Origin of the sequence: Thermococcus profundus (assembly GCF_002214585.1) — an archaeon.
GTDB classification, from domain to species: domain Archaea; phylum Methanobacteriota_B; class Thermococci; order Thermococcales; family Thermococcaceae; genus Thermococcus; species Thermococcus profundus.
Window position 1 is genome coordinate 1,406,170 of the sequence record NZ_CP014862.1, and the last position, 22,011, is coordinate 1,428,180.

Annotated in this window: 26 protein-coding genes and 1 tRNA gene; 16 read left to right on the top strand and 11 right to left on the bottom strand. The window is 49.6% G+C overall.

The features are described from left to right. Positions 1 to 114 precede the first annotated feature (114 nt). A complete protein-coding gene (locus tag A3L09_RS07590; RefSeq protein ID WP_088858372.1) occupies positions 115 to 414 on the bottom strand; it encodes a hypothetical protein in 300 nt (99 codons plus the stop codon). 220 nt (positions 415 to 634) lie between these two features. Between A3L09_RS07590 and A3L09_RS07595 the strand changes: the two genes are divergently transcribed. Then, a complete protein-coding gene (locus A3L09_RS07595; RefSeq protein WP_088858373.1) occupies positions 635 to 1,318 on the top strand; it encodes a DUF4152 family protein in 684 nt (227 codons plus the stop codon). Between the two features lie 154 nt (positions 1,319 to 1,472). On the opposite strand, the gene A3L09_RS07600 is transcribed toward A3L09_RS07595, so the two are convergent. From A3L09_RS07600 to A3L09_RS07615, 4 genes are all read right to left on the bottom strand, one after another. After that, positions 1,473 to 2,534 (bottom strand): hypothetical protein, encoded by a 1,062-nt coding sequence (locus A3L09_RS07600; RefSeq protein WP_088858374.1) that lies wholly within the window; start codon positions 2,532 to 2,534, stop codon positions 1,473 to 1,475. Beyond that, a complete protein-coding gene (locus A3L09_RS07605) occupies positions 2,531 to 3,475 on the bottom strand; it encodes a hypothetical protein (RefSeq protein ID WP_157727218.1) in 945 nt (314 codons plus the stop codon). The genes A3L09_RS07600 and A3L09_RS07605 overlap by 4 nt, the downstream gene beginning before the upstream one ends. A gap of 200 nt (positions 3,476 to 3,675) precedes the next feature. Beyond that, a complete protein-coding gene (gene iorA / locus A3L09_RS07610) occupies positions 3,676 to 5,514 on the bottom strand; it encodes an indolepyruvate ferredoxin oxidoreductase subunit alpha (protein WP_232473621.1) in 1,839 nt (612 codons plus the stop codon). 159 nt (positions 5,515 to 5,673) lie between these two features. Then, positions 5,674 to 5,946 carry a hypothetical protein gene (locus A3L09_RS07615; RefSeq protein WP_335755330.1) on the bottom strand — a complete coding sequence of 91 codons (273 nt, stop codon included), beginning with the start codon at positions 5,944 to 5,946 and terminating at the stop codon, positions 5,674 to 5,676. A 96-nt stretch (positions 5,947 to 6,042) separates the two neighbouring features. Between A3L09_RS07615 and A3L09_RS07620 the strand changes: the two genes are divergently transcribed. From A3L09_RS07620 to A3L09_RS07650, 7 genes are all read left to right on the top strand, one after another. Next, positions 6,043 to 6,330 (top strand): hypothetical protein, encoded by a 288-nt coding sequence (locus A3L09_RS07620; protein WP_088858378.1) that lies wholly within the window; start codon positions 6,043 to 6,045, stop codon positions 6,328 to 6,330. 9 nt (positions 6,331 to 6,339) lie between these two features. Then, entirely contained in the window at positions 6,340 to 6,672 is a 333-nt protein-coding gene (locus tag A3L09_RS07625) for a hypothetical protein (protein ID WP_088858379.1), read from the top strand. 97 nt (positions 6,673 to 6,769) lie between these two features. Then, the gene (locus A3L09_RS07630; protein ID WP_232473504.1) at positions 6,770 to 7,249 is read left to right on the top strand and encodes a DUF2178 domain-containing protein; all 480 of its coding nucleotides are present in this window, start codon (positions 6,770 to 6,772) and stop codon (positions 7,247 to 7,249) included. Beyond that, the gene (locus A3L09_RS07635; RefSeq protein WP_088858380.1) at positions 7,249 to 7,446 is read left to right on the top strand and encodes a helix-turn-helix transcriptional regulator; all 198 of its coding nucleotides are present in this window, start codon (positions 7,249 to 7,251) and stop codon (positions 7,444 to 7,446) included. The genes A3L09_RS07630 and A3L09_RS07635 overlap by 1 nt, the downstream gene beginning before the upstream one ends. A gap of 11 nt (positions 7,447 to 7,457) precedes the next feature. After that, on the top strand, positions 7,458 to 8,216 hold the full coding sequence (locus tag A3L09_RS07640) for an ABC transporter ATP-binding protein (protein ID WP_088858381.1): 759 nt from the start codon (positions 7,458 to 7,460) through the stop codon (positions 8,214 to 8,216). After that, positions 8,213 to 9,484, top strand: a complete 1,272-nt coding sequence (locus tag A3L09_RS07645; RefSeq protein WP_088858382.1) for an ABC transporter permease — start codon at positions 8,213 to 8,215, stop codon at positions 9,482 to 9,484. The genes A3L09_RS07640 and A3L09_RS07645 overlap by 4 nt, the downstream gene beginning before the upstream one ends. 128 nt (positions 9,485 to 9,612) lie before the next feature. After that, the gene (locus A3L09_RS07650; protein ID WP_088858383.1) at positions 9,613 to 10,476 is read left to right on the top strand and encodes an LAGLIDADG family homing endonuclease; all 864 of its coding nucleotides are present in this window, start codon (positions 9,613 to 9,615) and stop codon (positions 10,474 to 10,476) included. Here the strand turns inward: A3L09_RS07650 and A3L09_RS07655 are convergent. Continuing rightward, positions 10,474 to 10,548: transfer RNA gene (locus A3L09_RS07655), tRNA-Met, on the bottom strand. The two genes, A3L09_RS07650 and A3L09_RS07655, sit on opposite strands and share 3 nt — an antisense overlap. 94 nt (positions 10,549 to 10,642) lie before the next feature. On the opposite strand from A3L09_RS07655, the gene A3L09_RS07660 reads away from it, so the two are divergent. From A3L09_RS07660 to A3L09_RS07670, 3 genes are read left to right on the top strand one after another with little or no spacing between them, the layout of a single operon-like run. Beyond that, on the top strand, positions 10,643 to 11,803 hold the full coding sequence (locus tag A3L09_RS07660; RefSeq protein WP_088858384.1) for an aconitase X catalytic domain-containing protein: 1,161 nt from the start codon (positions 10,643 to 10,645) through the stop codon (positions 11,801 to 11,803). 9 nt (positions 11,804 to 11,812) lie between these two features. After that, positions 11,813 to 12,214, top strand: a complete 402-nt coding sequence (locus tag A3L09_RS07665; protein ID WP_088858385.1) for a DUF126 domain-containing protein — start codon at positions 11,813 to 11,815, stop codon at positions 12,212 to 12,214. Positions 12,215 to 12,254: 40 nt separating this feature from the next. Then, positions 12,255 to 13,499 carry a site-2 protease family protein gene (locus tag A3L09_RS07670; protein ID WP_088858386.1) on the top strand — a complete coding sequence of 415 codons (1,245 nt, stop codon included), beginning with the start codon at positions 12,255 to 12,257 and terminating at the stop codon, positions 13,497 to 13,499. Position 13,500: 1 nt separating this feature from the next. Here A3L09_RS07670 and A3L09_RS07675 read toward each other — a convergent pair whose 3' ends face one another. Next, positions 13,501 to 14,055, bottom strand: a complete 555-nt coding sequence (locus A3L09_RS07675) for an HTH domain-containing protein (RefSeq protein ID WP_088858387.1) — start codon at positions 14,053 to 14,055, stop codon at positions 13,501 to 13,503. 283 nt (positions 14,056 to 14,338) lie between these two features. Between A3L09_RS07675 and A3L09_RS07680 the strand changes: the two genes are divergently transcribed. Further along, positions 14,339 to 14,515: a class III signal peptide-containing protein gene (locus A3L09_RS07680; RefSeq protein WP_088858388.1), complete on the top strand. Its 177-nt coding sequence runs from the start codon at positions 14,339 to 14,341 to the stop codon at positions 14,513 to 14,515. Positions 14,516 to 14,614: 99 nt separating this feature from the next. Beyond that, a complete protein-coding gene (locus A3L09_RS07685; RefSeq protein WP_157727219.1) occupies positions 14,615 to 14,803 on the top strand; it encodes a class III signal peptide-containing protein in 189 nt (62 codons plus the stop codon). Here A3L09_RS07685 and A3L09_RS07690 read toward each other — a convergent pair. Both A3L09_RS07690 and A3L09_RS07695 read right to left on the bottom strand, forming a co-directional pair. Beyond that, on the bottom strand, positions 14,790 to 17,015 hold the full coding sequence (locus tag A3L09_RS07690; protein ID WP_088858390.1) for a glycosyltransferase family 39 protein: 2,226 nt from the start codon (positions 17,013 to 17,015) through the stop codon (positions 14,790 to 14,792). The genes A3L09_RS07685 and A3L09_RS07690 overlap by 14 nt on opposite strands. Continuing rightward, positions 17,012 to 19,213, bottom strand: coding sequence for a hypothetical protein (locus A3L09_RS07695; protein WP_088858391.1), 2,202 nt, complete (start codon positions 19,211 to 19,213; stop codon positions 17,012 to 17,014). Before A3L09_RS07695 ends, A3L09_RS07690 begins: the two co-directional genes overlap by 4 nt. Positions 19,214 to 19,337: 124 nt before the next feature. On the opposite strand from A3L09_RS07695, the gene A3L09_RS07700 reads away from it, so the two are divergent. From A3L09_RS07700 to prf1, 3 genes are all read left to right on the top strand, one after another. Next, a complete protein-coding gene (locus tag A3L09_RS07700; RefSeq protein WP_088858392.1) occupies positions 19,338 to 19,907 on the top strand; it encodes a hypothetical protein in 570 nt (189 codons plus the stop codon). A 2-nt stretch (positions 19,908 to 19,909) separates the two neighbouring features. Beyond that, a complete protein-coding gene (locus tag A3L09_RS07705; RefSeq protein ID WP_088858393.1) occupies positions 19,910 to 20,146 on the top strand; it encodes a pro-sigmaK processing inhibitor BofA family protein in 237 nt (78 codons plus the stop codon). Between the two features lie 64 nt (positions 20,147 to 20,210). Further along, the gene (prf1, locus tag A3L09_RS07710) at positions 20,211 to 21,458 is read left to right on the top strand and encodes a peptide chain release factor aRF-1 (RefSeq protein ID WP_088858394.1); all 1,248 of its coding nucleotides are present in this window, start codon (positions 20,211 to 20,213) and stop codon (positions 21,456 to 21,458) included. 11 nt (positions 21,459 to 21,469) lie between these two features. Here prf1 and A3L09_RS07715 read toward each other — a convergent pair whose 3' ends face one another. After that, the gene (locus A3L09_RS07715) at positions 21,470 to 21,733 is read right to left on the bottom strand and encodes a type II toxin-antitoxin system RelE family toxin (RefSeq protein ID WP_088858395.1); all 264 of its coding nucleotides are present in this window, start codon (positions 21,731 to 21,733) and stop codon (positions 21,470 to 21,472) included. Between the two features lie 6 nt (positions 21,734 to 21,739). Beyond that, positions 21,740 to 21,958 carry a DUF5646 family protein gene (locus A3L09_RS07720; RefSeq protein ID WP_088858396.1) on the bottom strand — a complete coding sequence of 73 codons (219 nt, stop codon included), beginning with the start codon at positions 21,956 to 21,958 and terminating at the stop codon, positions 21,740 to 21,742. Positions 21,959 to 22,011: the final 53 nt, after the last annotated feature.

Here is a 22,011-nt window from a genome sequence, read left to right on the forward strand (position 1 = left end):
CAACCTAGGTAAGAGACCCTCGAGAGAAAAAGATAAAGGGCGGTAGATGAAACTACAACAGGTAGACGGTGCCCTCAGGATGATGACTTTGCCGAGTTCTGACCGAGTGATGACTCAAACCGGCTGACTGGGGGCCAGATCTATCAGCGCGGTATCTTCATTCTTACCCTTTCCCATACTCGACGCCTCAACGGCGGCAGTTATTACGGGCTCCATGCCCCTAGCACCTACGAGGAAAACCCCAATGACGCCGCTGATCCCCCGATACCTCCCATGCGGCTTTATCAGAAGGTAGAGATCCTCCCCATCCGTGACCGTTGAAACCATCTGGGCGTCGGCTACGATTCTTACGGCGTTTTTTCCTCCCCTTCCCCAGATTGAGTACACCTCCAGAAAACCATCGGAGTAGAACACCGACACATACTCCGTGCATTCTCCCGGACTGAGAAGGTGAACCCTACCATTGTGTTCGATGAAAACAAAGCCCTGGCCGAACCTATGTATGATGCCCCCGACAGACTGTCCAGGTAGCGGCCCAAAATTTCATAAGCCTTGCCTCCCATACGTATCACTGGATAAACTACGGTACCCGCGAATATGGGTAATTGGTCGTTATTGTAAAGGAGGGGCTGAAATGAGGATAGTCGCAGCAGATACAGGTGGTGCCCTGCTTGATGAAGCTTACAATCCCCTCGGCCTTGTAGCCACGGCCGCGGTTCTCGTGGAAAAGCCGTATAAAACGGCATCAGTCAGCCTCGTCCGCTACGCCGACCCGTTCAGCTACGACATGAGCGGGAGGCAGGCCATAAGGGACGAGACTTATCTGGCCGTTGAACTCGCCAGAGAGGTTATGCCGGATGTGGTGCACCTCGACTCCACTATAGGAGGTATCGAGGTCAGAAAACTGGACGAGGCCACTATAGATGCCCTGAGCATAACCGACCGGGGAAAGGAAGTGTGGAAGGATCTGGCCAAAGATCTCCAGCCGTTGGCAAGAAGATTTTGGGAGGAAACGGGGATAGAGATCGTCGCGGTGGGAAAATCCAGCGTTCCGGTAAGAATAGCCGAGATCTACTCAGGGATTTATACGGCGAAGTGGGCTGTAGAGTACGCCAAGGAGCACGGAAGGGCTAGGGTGGGACTTCCCAGATACATGAAAGTCGAGATAATGCCCGGAAGGATACACGGGGAGAGCCTCGACCCCCGAGAGGGAGGACTCTACGGAGAAGTCGATGCCCAAGCAGATGGTATCGGCTGGGAGCTCTACCCGAACCCTTTCGTGAGGCGTTTTATGGTCTTGGAGGTCTGGAGGGCTTGAGAACGAATTTTAGTTCTTCCCTCAGTTTTTAAGGAGTGATACCCTCGATGCAGCGGATCAAAGATTATGCCCCTTTGCCGTTCTGATGCTGATTCCAGTGCCCACTCGACTCCAGGGAGGCCAAAAGAAAGAGGAAAGAAAGGGATAGTTGGCATTACGAGTGGTTTTGGCTCTCTGGGTCTTGTATATGTTGCTTCTGACCTGTTGGAACCTCGCACTCCGGCCCATCCCTAATCTCAATGCCCGGTATCTTCCCTATCCTCGATATTATCACTTCACCCTCGTAGTTTTTCACTCCGGAGATTGAATACAAGATGAGCTTGTCCTCCCCGGGACATGTTCTAATCCTTGCCCGTATGACATAGTCTCTGCCAAGATATATGCTCATTGTATATTCATGTGTCAGGTAATCAAAGTGTAAATCAACAGGACGTGTTGCATATGGTCCCATGGCAGCATGTACTAACTGGAAAAGCAATTTATTTGCATGTTCAATGTCTATGTGAGCGGTTAAATTGGAAGCATCCTCACGATTGGATGTAACAACGAGGAGACTACTTCGGACGTATGACTGATTTGTACCCTCTGGCCCCTCTTCGTCGCTGTCTGCGTAATACTCATCCAGATATATTTTTATACGGGTCTCAAAACCAATATAACCAAAAACAGAGGATAACCCTGTTAAATCACTCCCAAACAGACCGCAGGGAAACACAAGCTTGGAAATCTTCTTAATGGCCTCCGTTGCAGAACGCTCGAGGCTTCTCCCGAGTTCCATGTGTATTATGTCATCAAGTCTAATGCAACCGTCATGCACGTACATATAGGTCCATAGAAACTTCCCCCAATCCACTACTGCATACCACTGCCAGCTGTGCAAGTTTTCAGCGATGACTACCGGTGTTATTCTGGTACTCCTAAATTTCTCCGCATTCCTCCTTAATACTATTAGGCCCCAAATTAGTTCACCCTCCGCTCGAAGAAGCCTAATGAAGGCTTCAGCCAGCTTCATGTTCTTCAACAATCTGCACTCGTTATTAAGGACGAACAGCATATTGCCATCCTTTATGACCCTGCCCTTGAATGACCTAACCCAGTGATAGAATTTCCCATCCCCTCGTATCACTGAGACCTCTATTTCACCAATTTCTGGTTCCGCTCCCTGGATGACACTCCTCAGCTTTTTAAAATCTAAGATGTAGCGTTCCATCCTCACTCGCCCCCCCAATAAGCTTCATCAATAGGATAACCAACGGAATGTCCGGAATCCAAATCAAAAATGTCAGTTGCTATTTTCCAGGTAATTGCCTCAAGCATTTTCCTTAAACGGTTCTCGTTGGCACGTATTAAGTCCTCAAGACCCAGCTCACGGGTCATACGCATTAACTCCCACTCATCAATTGCCATTGTTACCAGGGTTTCAATATCCAGATAGTCCTCTTCTAAAGCCTTCAACTTAAGCTTCAGAGATGAAAGGGCAAGCTCGATATCTCTACTGGGCAACCCAAAAACCCTTGCAGGGATGAGAAAACCTATGTACGGCTTTCTCCCGATGACAGGGACACCCACAACCAGTACATCGGTGTCGCCTATGGTTGCCTCAACATCAGTAACGTCCTCAACAAAGCCAATTTTGAACTTTCTATCGTCCCCTGTGTAGAACACCACCTGTTTAAGCACAAGGGGTGACGTTAGCGTCAAAAACTCTACAACCGGCTTTCCATTGAAGAAAAGCCCGGTGAATTTTAGCCTCGCTTCGAAAAGTTCAACACCGTTAAAGTAAAAGCTGAAGTCCCTGATAATCAGCTCCCTCGGAACAATGTCGATGTCCCCAACCTCATCGTCATCGATAAGGAAAAGAACTGTATCCCCCTCAATTTTGAAGAGGGGCAAACCATCCGTTAGACCTTCTCGAACGCTCAATGCGCTCCTGTCTACCGTAAACTCCATTCCTTCAACAATAATGTTGAACCTTGCTGGGAGCGCCTCGCCAAAGGCAACGAACTTTGCGACTTCGCTACCTGCTTCATCGCCTAGAAGGGTACTGAACTTCTCCATAAACCTCCGGTACATATCTATCTTCTTAAGCACCGTTTTAGGTGCATCAACAACAACCTTATTACCTACTTCCATTTTTACTACCTCCACGTCCTGCAAACAAATATTTGGATTGTCAATTTTAAAAACTTTATCAAATTCTTATCTATACTATACATCATAGTATTTTTATTCATTGCATAAACGTCATCAATACCAAGGTCTTAAATCTAGGCTTACCCCCGATGAGGCATCTCAAAACAGCTCACCATGTCCACAATGAAGGCTCACTGTGAAAAGAAAGAAACGAACAGAAATACTCATCCCTTCTTCAGCTCGCTCGGGAACTTTATGGCGTCGAATGGGCACGTCTGGTTGCAGACACCACAACCGGTGCAGAGGAGTTCGTCTATCCTGACCTTCTTCGTCTCCGGGTCGTAGACGAGCGCCGGACAGCCGGTCAGGAGTATGCAGGCCTTGCAACCTGTACACTTGTCCTCGATGACTATAGGCTTCTCCCCGATTTCGCCGCGCCTTATCACAGGGATGACGCACTCGCGCTTCGCTATTATCACGGCCGGTCCGTCAATCTGCATCGCTTCCTTTATGGCTTCCCTCGTTGCCTTGAGGTCGTAGGGGTCAACGGTCTTGACGTATTTGACTCCCAAAGCTTTCACGAGAGCCTCTATATCGATCTCGTTGAACTTCCTACCGGTCTCGCTTCCGCCGGTTCCCGGGTGCGGCTGGTGGCCAGTCATGGCCGTCGTCCTGTTGTCGAGTATCATCACTAGAACGTTCAGGTTCTTGTAAACGGCATCGATGAGCGGCTGGATTCCGTTGTGGAAGAACGTTGAGTCGCCAATGGTAGCGATTATCTTCTTGCCCATGACGACGCTCTGGCCGTTGGCGAGGCTTATACTAGCGCCCATGACGTACTCCGTCCAGATGGCCTCGAGCGGCGGAAGGAGCGATAGGGCGTAGCAACCTATGTCGCCGTGTATCGGGACCTTGTAGCGGCCGAGCTTGAGGTCTCTCAATGCATCGAGGGCAGCACGGTAGGAGCCTCTATGTGGACAGCCGGGACACATGACCGGCGGCCTCTTGGGTGCGAGGCTCTCGGCGTAGGCAACCTCCTCCGGCCTGGTGTACTCCTCTCCCTCCTCGCCGATAAAGCCAAGAAGGGCGTTCCTTACGAGGGATGGAGTGAGCTCACCCTCAAGCGGCAGATGACCGCTCCTCTTTCCATATATCGGCACATTAAGCGCCTCTTCGTAGGCCGCTATTTTCACTTCTTCTTCAAGGAAAGGTGCGCCGTCTTCGATGACTATGGCCTCATCAACGGTCTTCAGGAACTCGACGACGAGCTTCTTCGGGAGCGGGTGAGGAGTTGAGAGCTTGAGGATTTTGAAGTCGGCGTTTATCTTTGGAAGGACCTCCTTCACGTAGTTGTAGGGGGCGCCTTCGACGATTATTCCAATCCTGGCGTCTTCCTTGCCCTCCACCCAGTTGAAGGGCATTTCATTGAACTCCTCCTCGATCTTCTTGAGAGTCTCATTCAGCCACTTGTGCCTCTTCCTGTTCCCCTCCATGCTCGCCCTGACGTATCTTTCAATGTCCTTCTTGAAGACGGGCTTCCTGTCGAGATCAACGAACTCCCCAACCTCAACGTCTGCCGTTGTGTGATTAACCCTAGTTGTCGTTCTGAAGATTATCGGGACTTTATATTTCTCGCTCAGCTCGTAGGCGTACTTTATGAGGTCGTGGGCCTCCTGCGGGTCGGCGGGCTCGAGAACGGGGAGGAGCGAAATCTTGCCGTAGTAGCGGTCGTCCTGCTCGGTCTGGCTCGTGTGTGGGCCAGGGTCATCGGCGACGAGAACTACCAAACCTCCTTCAACGCCCGAATATGCGAGGCTCATGAGAGGGTCAGCGGCGACGTTGAGACCAACGCATTTCATTGTAACGAGGGCCCTAAGGCCAGTGTAGGCAACTCCAGCGGCCTCCTCAAGGGCCACCTTCTCGTTCGGCGCCCACTCCGCGAATACTTCCGGTTTGAGGTGTGCTATTGTCTCCACGACCTCCGTCGAGGGAGTTCCTGGATAGCCAGTGGCAAAGGCCACGCCGCTCTCAAGTGCGCCGTATGCTATAGCCTCGTTCCCCATGAGAAGGAGCCTCTTTTTTCTCTCCGCAGGTTTGAACTCGGAGGAAGTGTTTCCAGACTTAACGGCCTCCACGATGACCACCGGTTAAATATGGGGCGTGGAGTATAAAACTTGTGGCTCGAAAAGTTGGGGAAAGACCCGAAAAATATTCGAAAAACGTCACCTCTTCTTGCCGTAGTTGGGGTCGTAGAAGTACTTACCGTGGGCCTCCGCCGTAGCGTCAAGGACCCTTCTCTGGACAAGGAAGGCATGGATTGCGTAGCCGAGTATCACCACTGCCGCGATCCCTCCGAAGAACTTGAACATCGAGTAGACCCAGAGGCCGAGGAAGGCAAAGAAGCCGAGGAGGACGAGGGCAAACAGCCCGAGGAGGATTTTGTAACCGTACCGCTCCATAAAAAGGGAGAAGTCCATGGGATCACCCTGTATCATTATCGCAGGGGAAGATATAAACGTTTCGCCAGCCCGCTCGCCCAAGCGGAATTCACCCTCAGGAAGGTATATAAAAGCCGGTGAGAACTTCCCCTGATGAAGGTTCGAGAACTGCTTGAGATGGTGGACGAAACCATAGCGGAGCTGAAGGTTGCCCTTGTTGCCAATCAGAGCAGGGCCTTTGAAACGCCGTACACAAGCCTTGAATTCACGCAGAGGGCCATAGAAATCCAGGAGGATTTAGACGATCTCATCAAGGTAAGGGAAAGACTCTCAGCTCTCGACCCCGATACGGAGGCCGAGGAGTACTTTGGAGAGGAAGAGATAGAGAAGCTTAAAGAGCTCCTTGAGCTCCTGAAGGAAAGCAAGAGCCACGTTTACTGAGGTGTCCCAATGAGGTTCGGGGAGCTGAAGGTAACCGCCGCGGTCCTTGCCATTCAGGGGCTTTTGGCCCTCTACACTGCCCAGAGTTATCCCAGGGTGTACCTCCCCTTTGCGGCCCTGGACTTCCTCCTGGCATACTTGGTTTACACAAAGAGCAACACGGCGGTCAAGGTAGCCCTGATATACCTCGGGATCGACCTATTCCTCGCAATATTCTACCTCATCGCGGGGGTTCTCCTTAAGGGCGTCGTCGCGTTTCTCGACTTCCTCGCGATCCACGATATGGTCTCCTACATCGAACTGACCTTTGGGGAGGAAGAGGCGTCCGAAGGGAACGGGTGAGCCCACCGACCCAATGGATTTCTGGCCCACGGAGCAAACTTTATAAGGATGTAAAGGAAGCTTTACGTAAAGGAAACTTTACATCGGTGGTGAGAGTGTGGGGGGAATCATGCAAAACATTCTGATTTGGACGGCCCTCATCATTCTGTCTGGACTTACTCTTGCTATCACATCGAGAGGGGCCGAAAACAGCGGGCGTAGAAAGGCTCTGATTCCGGCGGTCCTCGTGATCCTGAGCATGGGATACTTCCTCGGATGGGGGGTGAGCGAGGGGAACCTTGCAGCGGCATTTTCGGCCTTCGTAATGGGTGCCGTTCTTCTCAACATCTACTACAGGGAACTCGAAAAAAGAGGATATGTCCTGGGGGACGAGAGAACGCTGAGAATAGAAGAAACTGCCTCCAGGAGAACGCTCCAGGCCACGATGCTTTTCCTGGCCGTTCTAATGGTTTACCTTTCAGTGGAAAAGACGACAAACTCGGAGCTTGATCTGGCCTTCAAAACTGTTTCAGGGATCTTGGTTTTTGTCTTCATAACACACTGGACACTATTCCACTACTACTCGAGGGTGATGTGATGAAGAACCGCCTCCGCGAGCTGAGGGAGGAAAGGGGCCTAACACAGGAGGAGCTCGCAAAGGCCCTCGGCGTCACGAGGCAGACAATAATAGCGATAGAAAAGGGCAAGTACGATCCATCTCTCAGATTGGCCTTCAAAATAGCGAGGTTTTTTGGGGTTAAAATCGAGGACGTATTCGTGTACGAGGGAGAGTAAGGTGGTGGATTATGCCCGCTGCTAAGGTCGAAAACCTTGAGAAGGACTACGGGAAGGTTAAGGCCCTGAAGGGGATAAGTTTTGAGATCAAAGAGGGGGAGATATTCGGTCTCATCGGGCCGAACGGCGCTGGTAAGAGCACGACGCTCAAGATACTATCCACGCTCCTCAAGCCAACAGGGGGAAAGGCTGAGGTCTTCGGAAGGGACGTGGTGGAGGAGGCCGAGGAGGTCAGATCCCTGATAAGCTACCTCCCGGAGGAAGCTGGGGCCTACAAGAACCTGACCGGGATGGAGTACCTCACGTTCATGGCGAGGCTATACGCGAAGGACGAGAGGAAGGCTAGAGAAATGGCGGAGCTGGGGGTTAAGCTATCCGGTCTTGGCGAGAGGCTCAAGGACAAGGTCTCGACGTACTCAAAGGGAATGACCAGAAAGCTCCTCCTCGCGAGGGCGCTCATGGTGATGCCGAAGCTGGCCATCCTGGACGAGCCAGCGAGCGGCCTGGATATAGTAAACGCCTACACTATAAGGAAGACGATAAAGGCCTTTGCAAGAGAGAAGGGCGTCACCTTCCTCGTTTCAAGCCACAACATGCTGGAAGTCGAGTTCCTCTGCGACAGGGTGGCGCTGATAAACGAGGGAAGGATCGTCGAGTCTGGCACACCTGCGGAGCTGAAGGAGAAGTACGGCGCCGAGAATCTAGAGGAGGTCTTCATGAGGGCCGTGGGAGTCGAGATCCCCGAGCCCGTTGGAGGTGAAGGTTCATGAGCGACTTCTGGGTGCTGGCTAGGAAGGAGATAATGAACCTCGTCAGGGACAAGAAGCTTCTCTTCGGCCTGATAATAGTCCCGCTCATCCTCTACCCAGCGATGGGAAAGATGATACAGGTTGGCTTCCAGCAGGCGCAGGAGGAGACCCACGTTGCCATAGTGAACTTCGACGAAGGGAAGTACGGCGGGGTTCTGATAGACGCGCTGAACGTGACCCCCAACGTGACCGTGACGGTGATAAACGCGAAATCGCTCCAAGATGCACTGGAAGAGGCTTCCAAAGAAAAACAGAACGTTCTGGTCATAATCCCACCCAACTTCAGCCGGGCAATAGAGGGCAACCTCAAAGCGGAGGTAGAGGTCTACGGAATATTCAGGTCAGTGGGGACGGGTATAAAGGAGAGCGTGAGCGAGAGCAGAATAAAAGGCGTCGTAGAAGTCCTCTCAAAGGAGCTGGCCAGGATAAAGGTAAAGAAGGCCGGTTTTGAGGATCCCGATGCAGTCCTTGAACCCGTTGGTGCCGTCAGCAGGTCAGTCATAAGGGGCAGGATAGTCGACATACCGCCATCGGTCGTTTCGTCGGTTCTCGCCTCCCAATCCATGAGCCTGCCCCTGATAGTGTTCCTGATGGTCACAATAACCGCCCAGATGTCCGCAGGAGCAGTGGCGGCGGAGAAGGAGAACAAGACCCTTGAGACGCTCCTAACCCTTCCAGTGAAGAGAACAACTATAGTGGCCTCCAAAATAGCGGGGACGGCCCTCATGGGCCTGGTGGCCGCCCTAGCCTACATGATCGGCCTCAAGAGCTACATGGGCACTTTCCAGACCGACACCGGGGTGAGTCTTTCAGATCTAGGGCTCGGTGTAACCCCAGAGGGAATGATCCTCTTCTCTATCGTGGTCTTCCTGACGATAGTGTTCGCCCTGGCCCTGGCCATGCTCCTGGCGATCTACGCGGAGGACGTTCAGAGCGCCAACACCGTCGTCAGCTCGGTCATACTGCCGCTCGCCTTTCCGGCCTTCCTGCTGATGTTCGTTGACCTCTCCCAGCTACCGGCACTCGCCCGCTACTTCCTCCTCGCCATACCCTTCACGCACCCGATAGCGGCCTACAGGTACGCGGTAACCGGTGAATACTATCCCATGATCCTCAGCGTGGGCTACCTCACTTTTATAGCGGCTGTAACCCTCTACCTGACTGCGAGGATATTCTCGAGCGAGAAGGTTCTGACGGCAAAGATAAGCTGGGGCAAAAAGAAGAGGTGAGGGCTTCTTTTTGTTTTTTCATTACTTACGGTTAAATCTAACTCAAGATCAAGCACTATGCCAGCCTTAACCGCAGTCCAGGATCACTGGATAAAAAAGTTTAAAAATTACAATCCAAAATAGTTCTTATGAGGGTTCTCCGCGAGCTGTCGCAGGAAGAGACGGAAGAAGTACAGAAATCAGCCCTGGAACTCAGAGAGCAGGGATTGAGCTACTCACAGATCACTGAGAGGATCGCAGAGGAGTTCAACGTAAAGGTCTCCAAGGCCACAGTTCTCCGCTGGTGCAGAGGAACCCACAACACTTTCAACAAGATGAGAAAGGTCAACCTGAAGCCCTCACCGGCACTGGCGTACATAATCGGGGCCTATTTTGGAGACGGGACGGCAACTAAGGGGTCAAGATACAAGTACAACGTCAAATTGAAGGTCGTGGACAGAGAGTTTGCAGAGACATTCGCCAGTGCCCTAAAAGCGATAGGTCTCAACCCACGAACGGGATTCGAGAACAACGGGACAAGAACCGGTCGCTGGTACGTTGAAACATCAAGTAAAAGTCTCTACCTGTACTTAAAGAGCCCAAAAGAGCGTCTTTTTAATGTGGCAATGGAGTATCCAAGGGAGTTCCTGAGGGGGTTCTTTGACAGCGAGGGGAGCGTTATCTTCACGAGGAACAGGATTAGGGTGGAGGCCTGCAACTACGATGGAGAAGTTTTAGAGTTCTGTCAGGAACTGCTAAACGGACTCGGTATATATTCCAGGATATATAAAACAAAAAGAAAAGGGCAACCTGTAGTGATAAGAGGGAAACAGTACCGTTACACCTCTGACTTATTCACGCTTAAAATATACCGAGTTGAAAGCGTTTACAGATATATGCATGAGGTCGGATTCAGTATTTCTAGAAAACAGAACAAGCTGATTGACTTTTTTGGATTACCACAACAGAAATCACAAAATTTAGAAGAAAACAGAACAAAACGCGCTTTATAGCGGGGGGTGGATTTGAACCACCGACCTCCGGGTTATGAGCCCGGCGGGCACTCCTAGCTGCCCCACCCCGCTGCTCGACCCGTTAGTTAGTGAACCGGGCAGGGTTTATAAATCTTGCGGAAGCGGGTTTATAACTTTCAATGCCAGAAATAGGGCAGGTGGTAAGATGTATCTGACGAAAGAGGAGGAGCTTATTCTTGCCGGCGAATACGGCTACGCGCTCCAGAAGGCGATGGAGATACTGGTTGCACTCGGCGACATCTACGGTGCCGATAGACTCATTCCAATCAAAAGCGCCCAGGTGGCTGGGGTTTCATACAAAAACATAGGCGAAGCCGGTGTTGAGTTCCTGAGGGACTTCGTGGAGGCGGGGGCGAAGGTGAGCGTTTACACCACACTCAATCCAGCGGGGATAGGCGACGATGAGTTTATGGAGAAGCAGAGGGAGGTACTTGAACTGTACCGCGCGATGGGAATAGAAACCACATCAACCTGTACCCCATACTACGGCGCCAATCTTCCCAAGTTCGGCGACCATATAGCGTGGAGCGAGAGCTCGGCCGTTATCTTTGCCAACTCGATCATTGGAGCTAGGACAAACCGCGAGGGAGGGCCCTCAAGCCTCGCGGCCGCCATAGTGGGGAAGACACCCAACTACGGCCTTCACCTCGATGAGAACAGAAAGGCAACGGTGATTGTGGACGTTCAGGCTAAAGTAAAAACCTTCGCGGACTATGCCGCTTTGGGCTACCACCTCGGCAGAACCCTCGGAAACGACGTGCCCTACGTCAAGGGAATAAAACCGGAGAGCCTCGACTTCCTCAAGGAGATGGGGGCCGCTATGGCCGCGAGCGGCTCAATAGCACTCTACCACGTTGAGGGTGAGACACCCGAGTACAGAGAAGCCATAGCAGATAAAGTAGAGACAATAACCGTCGAGGACTCGGACATAAAGGCGGTGAAGGAGCAGTTCTCCGACGACTGGAGCGAGATAGACATGATACTGATCGGCTGTCCCCACGCCTCCCTGCCCGAGGTGAAAGAGATAGCGGAACTCCTGAGGATGCGCGGAAGACCGCTCAAAATCCCGCTCTTCATAACCGCCAGCAGGGCCGTTAAGGCTTTAGCGGACGCCCTCGGATACACGGAAACCATAGAGCGCTACAACGGGAGGATTATTCCGGATTCCTGCTTCGTGGTGTCGCCGATAAAGGGATGGTACAATGGGATAGCCACCAACAGCGGCAAGTCAGCTTTCTACTTCCGCTCCTTCGGGTTCAGCGTCAGACTCGACGACGCGGAGAACCTGATAAAGGAGGCCCCGTGAGGTGGGAGAATGAAGCTCAAGGGAAGGAAAGTTGTTGGTGGGAAAGCTGAGGGGGAGCTGGTCGTGTCCCAAAAACCACTCTCATTCCTCGGCGGTGTGGATCCAGATACCGGGATCGTTACAGACGCGGAGAGCGACATCAGGGGGCAGAGTATAGCTGGAAAGATTCTCGCCTTCCCCCGAGGCAAAGGGTCAACAGTTGGCTCCTACGTCATCTACGCCCTTAAAAAGAACGGTAAGGCCCCAAAAGCAATAATCGTCGAGGAGGCGGAGACAATAGTAGCGACCGGTGCTATAATCGCCGGAATTCCGATGGTGCAGGGGATAGACGTCTCAAAGCTGAAGAGCGGGAGAAAGGCCAGGATTGACGCGGATTCGGGCGAGGTCGAAGTCCTCGAATCGGGGGAGTAGATTTTTAACCCTTCTTTCAGTTTTTTAGCAGGGGGAAGACATGCCAAAGGGTATCTACGAGTGCGTCAACTGCGGCCACCGCGAGGTTCTTGATTCCAACGAGCCCCTCCTCGAGGGAGCCTGTCCCAAGTGCGGGGGGGACATGGTATTAGTGGGCTTTAGCGGGGAAACCTCGGGAATCCTACCCGGCACGGGGGGAAAGCTGGAGGAGATCGAGGATCTCATTGCCCGCTTTTATAGGGCTGAATTCTTGGAGAGCAGGGGAGGAGTTTTCGTCTTCCGGGTCAGCGAGATCTACGAGAGAAACTTTGAGGTCGTTCTGAAGGAGCTTGAGGCCTGCGGCTACTGGGGGGCGCTGAAAAAGGCCAATGAGGAGGTTCTCCTCTACGTTTTCCCCGCCGGAGAGGTCAAACCGGACAACCCGAAGATAGGGATAGTGCTCTTTCTCCTCACCCTCCTCTCGACCCTGTGGGCGGGTTATGTTCTTGCCATCGGTCACATAGCTACTCTCGACCACTACGGCATCCCAGGCTACAAGAACCCATACGTCACGGCCGTGGCGTTCTCGCTCAGTGTTCTGGCCATCCTCGGAACCCACGAGATGGGGCACAAGATAGCCGCGACGCTCCACAACGTTAAGTCCACGTTCCCCTACTTCATTCCATTTCCGAACCTCCTCGGAACCCTCGGGGCGGTGATACGGGTAAAGTCGCCGGTCCCAACGAAGAACGCGGCCATAGATCTGGGAGTCAGCGGGCCCCTGGCGGGGATAATCGTGGCGATCCCGGTGACGGCGATCGGGCTGAGGCTTTCAGTTGTAGTGCCGAGCTCCGCGGTTCCACAGACCGGCAAGGGACTGTACATGGGCACCAACTTGCTGTTCACCCTCATAGAGCGGCTGGTACTCGGCCTCAACGGATCAAGCGGCGACTACGTGGTGTTCCTCCATCCGGTTGCGATAGCCGGGTGGGTGGGCATACTGGTGACATTCCTCAACCTGATCCCCGCGGTGCAGCTCGACGGAGGACACATAGCCCGGGCGTTCCTGGGGGAGAAAACCCACAGGTACTTCACCTTCGCCATAGCGCTGGGGCTCATATTACTGAGCTACCTCTGGAGCGGGTGGCTTATATGGGGCCTCCTCGTGCTGTTCATAGGTAGTGCGGGCAACCCCGGGGCGCTGGATGAAGTAACGCCGGCCTCGCCGGGCAGAAAAGTCCTGGCCATCCTGGCGGCCCTGCTCTTCATCCTGTGCGCAACTCCTGTTCCCCTGGTCGTGAAGTGAGCTATTCTTTCTTTTCCCTTTCTTCCAAGATGCGCTGGATGTCGTAGTATATAGTGTCCCTCGATACCCCAAACACCCTCGCAAGCTCGGAGATGTTCAGGACTTTGGGGTTGTAGTCAAAGAGGGAAAGGACGTGAGCGAGAAGCGTTCTCCGATCAGGTTTTTCTGCAAAGGGGCCCGCTTTCCGCGGGGTCGAGTTGTAGGCGACGATGCCAACCGCGTACGTCCTCCTCGTCACTGGCGTTGTGTAAGTTCCGATCCTGAAGGCCACCACGTCCACACTGCTGAGATAGGGATTGATTTTTTCCAGTACGTTCCGGATCGCCACCTCCCTGTTCCGCCCCGTGGAATACTCCACAATGACGTTCCCGCCGGGCTTCGATGCGTCGGTCAGGAGAACGGCAGAAAGGTGCATAAACGCACCGAACGTAAGGTTAAGTTCCGCTGATTTTATATAACAGCTGGAAGGAGAAAGCACTTCCTTCAGCTTCCTTTTGAAATCGTTTATGCAGTCCTCGACGCTGGCAGACTCACAGGAAACGTGGAGCAGCTTCATTCCTCCCCCTCGGACTTTTTAAGAGCAAAAAATATATAAAGCTTGCCTGGCAACTGTCGGAGACTGGTGGTAAAATAACCTTACTCAGAAGGCATCAAACTTGACTGTATAAAATCCAAGCGCCTAGTTGTTAGTTTGTGGTTTCTCCAACATATTTACAGAACAGTTAAGGGAAATTTCGCAATCCGCAATTTTGGTGGCAGATCCGACAAAAATGGGGAGAAAGGTATTTAAGGTCGGATTTTGCTAGGTAATACGAAGAACCCTTTGGAGGTGATGTGAAATGAAGAGGAAGGCCCAGGGTGCAATTGAGTACCTGTTCATGATCGCAGCGGCGCTAGTCATCGTCCTAATAGTTGTCAAGCAGCTCAGCAACAAGGGAAGCAGCGCTAAGAGCACCGCCAACACCGCAGAGGAGTCTGCTAACAGCGAGCTCAACAGCATGATTAGCAATGCATGATGTAGAGACGTGTTGTTTGAGTTTAATATCTTTCTCACTTTTAATATATCAGTCGGTTGTATCTCGGTTTAAAATTATAGTCAGCTGGAGGTATGGATATTGAGGTACAGGGGTCAAGGATCGTTGGAATATCTGTTCATGGTGGCCGCGGCGCTGGTCATAGTAGCGATCTTAATGACAAAATTCTTCAATCCAAGAACTGGAACTGTTCACAAGCTCGGAAACACTGCATCCAACGTTGAACAGGACATAGATTCCAGTTTAAACAGCATGATCAGCTCCTCCTAGTTACCAGATGTATTTCGATTTTATTTCCAGAAGCGACTAAAAAGCCCTTTTCTTTGAGCTCCAATCTGCGCCCAGTTAGAGAAACACATACTCTCTGTGTGCACACACGGATCACATTTTGAGATACATTATAAGGCAAAAGTTCCCCATCCTCGCTAAAAGCAATTCCATCGTAAACAATTCCAAGGCTGGTGTTGTTCAAGGGAGTAATCCGAATACCGTCATCATTCATGTACCATACAACTGCCGAGTACATGCCTCCATCGGAACCTGCCCAAGTAGCCAGATAGGAATCCCCTTCCAGAAAAATCTTCAAACGGTGATCAATGGTGGTGTTATCCCTTAATACGAAGATCTCCAAGATCTCAGAGAGATTGTATAGAACACTGAGCCGGCCCCCTTGAGGGACAATCTTAAGCTTGGAGGGTGTCATGTTGGCTCCAAAAGAGAACATCTCAATGACCTCATTGTCTTCATAACTCTCCCCAAAGAGTAGGGTTCCATGTTGGAGAGTCTGATTGACTAGTTTGGAGTAACCTTCTTCAAGTCTTTTGCTCTTGGGCATTATCGCATACATCCAAGTGCTGAATAAAACACAGCTCGTATTGGTTTTTTCCATGCGCTTGATAATAGAGTCCGAATTTTCTTTTTTTAGATATATCCATCCAAAGGTATCAATGGAATAAGGATCTACTTTGAGGCCAAGATAATATGCATTCATTGGGTTAACAGACAGACAAAGACCTGGGTTAATTTTATGCTCCTCTAAGTACAACTTAAGATCGTCCCTCAATTCTTTTGTATGGGGTCCAAATGCAAGCTTCAACCGCCCAGAGGGGTAATTTACAAGAAGCCCATAGTCAACAGCAGATATGAAAAGTAGAGTTATTAAAACTGCCGTAAACATCTTTTTTGGGGATATCCTAAGCGACATCAAGGAGTAAAGCAACATCAGGTACGTGACAAGAAAAAGAGGATATATAAAGCGCTCGTCGGGGATTACAGGCATTAAAAAGAGGAACATAAATAGATTGACCACAAAAAGGCCCGCTAGTGGCTTTTCTACCTTGATTTCATGACCCCTGCTAACTACCAAAATAACCCACGCCAAGAGGCTTATTAAAGGAACCCAGTGCAGAAGAACCTCCGGGGAATTCCTACCGAGATCCCTAAGAATCTTGTTAATTATAGAAAAGAATCCTGTAAAGAGAGTATATCTTCCACCCTGGGGAAGATATGTCTGCAAAATGTAATCTCTGGAAACAACAACTCCTAAGGGCACCTCAACCAGTGCTTTGGCCAATACAACAACAAACCCCAACTTCAGCTCGATCTTCCAATTTTTGAGAAGTATCACCAAAGTCTCCAAAACTTTGTGGGAATATTTGATATCGAGAATATAAACCGTTAGTCCCATCCACAATAGTAGAAAGAGGGCAGCGAAGTACTTGTGTCCCACTAGATTCACGGGGTGAACTCCCGGAAGTATTATTAAAAGTCGAACTATCCTGTCAGGATATACGGTGACTATTGAGATAACAGCAAGTGCGCCCAGGAGATATGCAAACAAGACTATAAAAATCTGCCTTGAGGTCAAAATTGAGTTCACCATTCCCTCAAAGTGATTCCAACTCTTTTTATTGAGAGATAGCACAATAACTAGATACAAGGAGATCAAAAATGGTATTATCGTGAACTTTGCAGTGCTCCCCAGCCCAGCCCAAAAGAGGGACAAATATGCATATTTCATGACTTTTTTCTTGAAATATTTAACGAAATAGTACATGGATAAGAGAGTGAAAAATTCTATAATCGTCTCATGGAGAACCAGGGAATTCATACGTATAAGCAGGGGATCCAGAGCCAACAGCGAAGCAAATGCAATACCAAGTTTATCATCCTTGAGTTCCCTTCCGATCAGGTAAGCAAGGAATATTGAGATCAAACCCACAAAGACAGAGAGAGTTCTTCCAACAATGTAACTGTCCCCGAAGAACCGGAGCCACAGAGCGAGAAGGTAATAATAGAGCGGTGGATGGACGGCATAGATATCCCTATATGGAAGATAACCGTGGTTTATCATACGAGCTATTAGAAGGTAAGTGCCCTCGTCATAGTCGGTGTATTCGTTCATTGTATAGAGGATCCCCCAAAGGCGGATTATCAGATAGCAAATCGTTATGATAGAGAAAAGTGCAAACTTCTTTTTCACGTTCCTCCCTCCAGTTTCATTCTGATAAATGCATAACCTGGATCTCCTTCAAGTTCAATTATGTAAAGGTTACCCTTCTTTAAGGGACATTCAAACCTCCAATATCCACCCTCCCTAATTTCACCTACCAGGTTTCCATTGATAAATACCTCGATTATTTGATTACCTTGTGGATAAAGTTCAACACCTATCCCTACATAATCCCTGTTAGGGACTACTGCTATAACAGCTCTCTTGGAACGCGTTAAGACGATATCCCATTTTTCAAATTTTATTCCATGTATGATCACAGGATGCCTAAGCAAAAACCCATAAGAGAGATATCTCCAGTCGTTTATGTTCGAAGCCTGTATTTCATCTTTGTTTATTGTATAGTACTGATAAAGAGAAAGGGGATACATTCCAACTTTATCGGATCTATTTGAAAGATTGAAAATCCATATGTTATCATTGAAATAAATCACCTGATATTTCTGGGCGATCTCCCACGGATTAATTGGATTTATCCGAATGTCCCCGTATCCACGAGAGTCCACGTAGAGAATCCCATCCTTATATTCTTGTATCTCACTCATATTCTCAACCATGATAAGATTTTTTTCTGGGAGATATACTTTAATCCAAGTTCCGGAATCATAGAATTTTGGCACAACTATTGTTTCAGGATCAGTCTGCTCTATAAATTCATAAGCTTTTATTGTGTCACTGGTTATCTCTGTTGCCATTTCAAAGGAGAAGTTCCATAGATTTACATAGAAAGCAGGGAGAATGAGAAGAAGCGCGAGTGATACCATCACGATTTTTGGGTGCATGAACAGGCGTTCTATATATTTTAAGGTGAAATAAAGTCCAGTACCCCCAATTATTGGGATTATGGGAGTTATGAGAACATATACCCGCTCGGAACTCCAAATTCCAGAATAAAAGGGGATTGGAATGTGGAATGCTATTTTATTGAACACAAGAAACAGGAGATAGAACACTGTTGCAATTAATGCTTGAAGGGAATAAGTGCCATGTTTTATTCCATAAATCATTCCCACGACAAAAAACAATCCAAGAATAACCTGCCATTCATCAAAGAACGTATACTTGAGAATTCCAGCAACCCAAGAGATGCTATCTTTAAATGCATACTGGGAAGCGTTAAAGAACGCAACGTGCCGCATGGGGTTTACTCTAATAGGATATTCAAGGGTGTAATACGCCAAGAAACTTCCCACGACCTGCAAAATAGAAATCTCCAGAACTCTCGTATCTATCTTCTTTCGTTTTAAAGAGGTCAACAGAACTACAAATGTAGCATATGCCACAAATGCAAGGTACACGTAGGGGTGGATCATCAAAACAGCTGAGATAACCACCAGAGACAAAAGTATATTCCTTCTCTCTGGGGTTTCAATTGTCATATTGTACAAGGAAACTGCTGCAAGGAACATGTAATAGTTCAAGAACTGGTGAAAAAGGGAATAATTGAGATAGTAGTAGTAAAGAGACGAGATGGGAGCTAAAATTGAAGAGAACACTGCTATTTTAGTGTCCTTAAAGACACTCCACGCAGCAGCGTATGTTCCAAGTGGGATGAAGATCCATGTGTAAATTTTCAGTATTAACATAGCCTTTGCTACTGTTATGCCCGTAGCCCCACTTAGGAAAGCTACGATTGAATGATATCCCGATGGATATGCAATTATGTCATCAAACCCTGAGGGCACATTTTTTATGAAAAGGGTGTTTTCCATCAGAATTTCCAGAGATTTATACGCATGAAATACTGCATCCGGACGAGAAACTCCCGCAGGGTATGTCGGAACTTCAAAAAATGGGATTTTGATCCCAAATGATAAAAGCAAGGATATACCCACCCCGCTGATCGCAAATATAGATACATCCCTCCTTACCTTAACAGGATGTACCAGAAGAGATATAACGATCACTAAAAATGCTAGAATTGGATAAGCAAGGCGTAATGATAATCTGAGCCAACTAAGGATATGTATTAGAAATATTGTAACTCCAAGACCAACAGCAGGTGAAATGGAAAATTTGGAAATGGAATCTAAATCTTTTATATTTCTCACGAGCATAAAGCCCAGATAGCAGGGGAGTAGTAAAGTCAAATGAGGTTCAAGCTTGGATATAACAACTACAGATAGTGCCAGTACTACATTCAGCGCCTTTGTTCTTCGCTCCTTCATATAACCAGCACCTCTTATTGATCTCCCCTCCCGTGGTGAGTCTATCGATGCTTATAACTTTGACTTTCACCAAAACAAGAAAAGGCTTTTATTATTGAGAACAACATTTTAAAGGGTGATCCACATGGGCTTCCTGTCATTTGGATCGAAGAGCGGCAAGGTCAAAAAGATGCTCGAGGGCAACCAGTTCCAGCTCGTTGTTGAGGAAGCATTGAAGGACAAGAAAACCAGAAACGCCCTGTTTGAACTTCTGGACGATGTCAACCCGGGTGTTGTTGGCGACGCCCTTTTGGCAATAACTACCATCCTCGATACAAAAAAGGACGTTCTGAAGAATCATCTAAAAGAAGAGGAGTTCAAACGTCTCATCAAATTGATAGAATCCAGCAACCCGTACGTTAGGGAGAACGCGATGATACTCGCCTACTCAATAGTCAGGCATTACCCCTCGTTTGTATCAAGGTACAGGAAGATGATACAGGAAGAGATACGCAAGCTCCTCGCCGAAGGAGATAAAAACCAGAAGGGCTTCGTACTAGTTATAATCGGCGAGCTGGGATTGAAAGAACTCGAACCGGACGTTAAGTCTCTCGTAGGCGTTGAGGACAAGGTTATCCTTCCCTTTGAGGGCAAGAAGTGGGTCAAGCTGGGCGACATCGCCAGCGAAACCCTCGAAAAGCTCTCCGGTGTTTAGCGATGCTTAACCTTCTGATATTTTTACTCCTTCTAGTACTCGTCGGATACGCGGTAGTGAAGCTGACCTTCATGATCCTCAAATGGCTGGCGGTGAACACGCTAACCGGCCTTCTGCTCATAGGGATCCTCAACTACCTCCACATCACCCACGTTCAGGTCAACCTTTTGAACATCCTCATAATCGCCGTCGGCGGAATCCCGGGCGTCTTTATAGTCATCCTGCTTTCCCTTCTCTAGCTCCAAACCTTTATAAATCCCCTTTTCGTGCCTATCTCAGCGAGAGAAGTTAGGGGTGATGTTCATGTCTCACAAGTCAGCAGAAATGTACGAGCTCAAGAAAAAGGTCGAGGAGCTGAAGGGCTATCGAGGTCGTGCAACCGAGCTTGTGAGCCTCTACATCCCGGACGGCTACGACATCAACAAGGTCATGCAGCAGCTTCGAGAGGAGTACGGGACGGCGCAGAACATCAAGAGCAAGTCCACGCGAAAGAACGTTTTGGGTGCTCTAGAAAGGGCCATGCAGCACCTCAAACTCTACAGACAGACCCCAAAGAACGGTCTGGCCCTCTTCGTTGGAAACGTCAGCGAGCAGGAGGGTGTGAGCGATATAAGGCTCTGGGCTATAGTCCCGCCGGAGCCGCTTAAGGTTCGCCTCTACCGATGCGACCAGACATTCGTCACCGAGCCCCTCGAGGAGATGCTTCGAGTTAAGGACGCCTACGGCCTGATAACAGTAGAGAAGAACGACGCCACCATAGGACTCCTCCGAGGGAAGAGAATAGAACTCATAGACGAGCTCCACTCCACCGTTCCAGGTAAGACAAGGGCCGGTGGTCAGTCTGCGAGACGTTACGAGCGCATTAGGGAGCAGGAGACCCACGAGTTCATGAAGAGGATAGCCGAACACGCGAACAACGCTTTCCTCCCGCTCCTTGAGAAGGGAGAACTCAGGGGCATAATCATCGGCGGTCCCGGGCCAACAAAAGAAGAGTTCGTCGAGAAGGGCTACCTCCACCACGAGCTCCAGAAGAAGATAATCGGCGTCGTCGATATAAGCTACAGCGGCGAGTACGGCCTCAAGGAGCTGGTGGAGAAGGCGAGCGACATACTCAAGGATCACGAGGCCATCAAGGAGCGCCACCTCATCCAGGAGTTCTTCAGGCACCTCGTTAAAGACACCGGAATGATAACCTACGGTGAGAAAGAAGTTAGAAACGCCCTCGAGCTCGGGGCGGTTGATACCCTTCTCATCAGCGAGGGCTACGACAGGGTTCGCGTAAGAGCGAAATGCAACAACTGCGGTTGGGAAGAGGTAAAGACCATGAGCGAGCAGGAGTTCCACATTTACAAGAAGAGGCTTACGCACTGCCCGAAGTGCGGCAGCCAGAACATCAGCTTCGAGAAGTGGGACGTGGCAGAGGAGCTCATAAAGATGGCAGAGGAAGCCGGTTCAAACGTCGAGATAATATCCCTCGACACGGAAGAGGGCCAGCAGTTCTACAAGGCCTTTGGAGGAATAGCCGCCTTCCTGAGGTACAAGATAAGGTGACGCCTTTCGTTTTATTTATACGCGTCTTCCCTCTTCTTCAACCGGTGTATTAAAATCAGACGCTTATTCCAGTTTACAGAGTATACGACGCGGTACTCGCCCAATCTAGCCCTGTAAATGTCCAGGTCACCAGTTCCCTTGAGCTTTGCGATGTCGAACCTATCCCTCGGAACTGCCTCATATCTCAAGGCATCCCTGAGTTCCAAAAATTTCCGACGGTAGGACGTGGGAAGTGATCTTAAAGCCTTAACAACATCTTTTTTGACCTTTGACATCAAACGTCATTCGCCGTCCTCCAGAAGGGCATCGAGTTCGTCAGCGTCGACCCACTCCTCCTCGTTGAATTCCCGTGCCTCTACCTCGATTTCTTCCAGTTCTTTTCCAGAGAGCTCATCCTTGACAATGGGAACCAAAAGATCCTCTAATCGTTGAATTTCCCTCTTGAGGCGCTCAAGCTCACTAAGGACGTAGTCAATGCTCACTTTCTCAGCGTTCTCCATCTTCTCACCATGTCAAAATTTGGAAATGGCCTATTTGTAGTTTTCGATTACTG

What these genes read in the sequence shown, in the direction of transcription:
- prf1 (WP_088858394.1), top strand. Translation starts at nt 20,211, where the DNA reads ATGTCTCACAAGTCAGCAGAAATGTACGAGCTCAAGAAAAAGGTCGAG.
- A3L09_RS07695 (WP_088858391.1), bottom strand. Translation starts at nt 19,213, where the DNA reads ATGAAGGAGCGAAGAACAAAGGCGCTGAATGTAGTACTGGCACTATCT.
- A3L09_RS07720 (WP_088858396.1), bottom strand. Translation starts at nt 21,958, where the DNA reads ATGGAGAACGCTGAGAAAGTGAGCATTGACTACGTCCTTAGTGAGCTT.
- iorA (WP_232473621.1), bottom strand. Translation starts at nt 5,514, where the DNA reads ATGGGGAACGAGGCTATAGCATACGGCGCACTTGAGAGCGGCGTGGCC.
- A3L09_RS07700 (WP_088858392.1), top strand. Translation starts at nt 19,338, where the DNA reads ATGGGCTTCCTGTCATTTGGATCGAAGAGCGGCAAGGTCAAAAAGATG.
- A3L09_RS07620 (WP_088858378.1), top strand. Translation starts at nt 6,043, where the DNA reads ATGAAGGTTCGAGAACTGCTTGAGATGGTGGACGAAACCATAGCGGAG.
- A3L09_RS07645 (WP_088858382.1), top strand. Translation starts at nt 8,213, where the DNA reads ATGAGCGACTTCTGGGTGCTGGCTAGGAAGGAGATAATGAACCTCGTC.
- A3L09_RS07715 (WP_088858395.1), bottom strand. Translation starts at nt 21,733, where the DNA reads ATGTCAAAGGTCAAAAAAGATGTTGTTAAGGCTTTAAGATCACTTCCC.
- A3L09_RS07680 (WP_088858388.1), top strand. Translation starts at nt 14,339, where the DNA reads ATGAAGAGGAAGGCCCAGGGTGCAATTGAGTACCTGTTCATGATCGCA.
- A3L09_RS07635 (WP_088858380.1), top strand. Translation starts at nt 7,249, where the DNA reads ATGAAGAACCGCCTCCGCGAGCTGAGGGAGGAAAGGGGCCTAACACAG.
- A3L09_RS07650 (WP_088858383.1), top strand. Translation starts at nt 9,613, where the DNA reads ATGAGGGTTCTCCGCGAGCTGTCGCAGGAAGAGACGGAAGAAGTACAG.
- A3L09_RS07660 (WP_088858384.1), top strand. Translation starts at nt 10,643, where the DNA reads ATGTATCTGACGAAAGAGGAGGAGCTTATTCTTGCCGGCGAATACGGC.
- A3L09_RS07615 (WP_335755330.1), bottom strand. Translation starts at nt 5,946, where the DNA reads ATGATACAGGGTGATCCCATGGACTTCTCCCTTTTTATGGAGCGGTAC.
- A3L09_RS07670 (WP_088858386.1), top strand. Translation starts at nt 12,255, where the DNA reads ATGCCAAAGGGTATCTACGAGTGCGTCAACTGCGGCCACCGCGAGGTT.
- A3L09_RS07640 (WP_088858381.1), top strand. Translation starts at nt 7,458, where the DNA reads ATGCCCGCTGCTAAGGTCGAAAACCTTGAGAAGGACTACGGGAAGGTT.
- A3L09_RS07665 (WP_088858385.1), top strand. Translation starts at nt 11,813, where the DNA reads ATGAAGCTCAAGGGAAGGAAAGTTGTTGGTGGGAAAGCTGAGGGGGAG.
- A3L09_RS07675 (WP_088858387.1), bottom strand. Translation starts at nt 14,055, where the DNA reads ATGAAGCTGCTCCACGTTTCCTGTGAGTCTGCCAGCGTCGAGGACTGC.
- A3L09_RS07705 (WP_088858393.1), top strand. Translation starts at nt 19,910, where the DNA reads ATGCTTAACCTTCTGATATTTTTACTCCTTCTAGTACTCGTCGGATAC.
- A3L09_RS07625 (WP_088858379.1), top strand. Translation starts at nt 6,340, where the DNA reads ATGAGGTTCGGGGAGCTGAAGGTAACCGCCGCGGTCCTTGCCATTCAG.
- A3L09_RS07595 (WP_088858373.1), top strand. Translation starts at nt 635, where the DNA reads ATGAGGATAGTCGCAGCAGATACAGGTGGTGCCCTGCTTGATGAAGCT.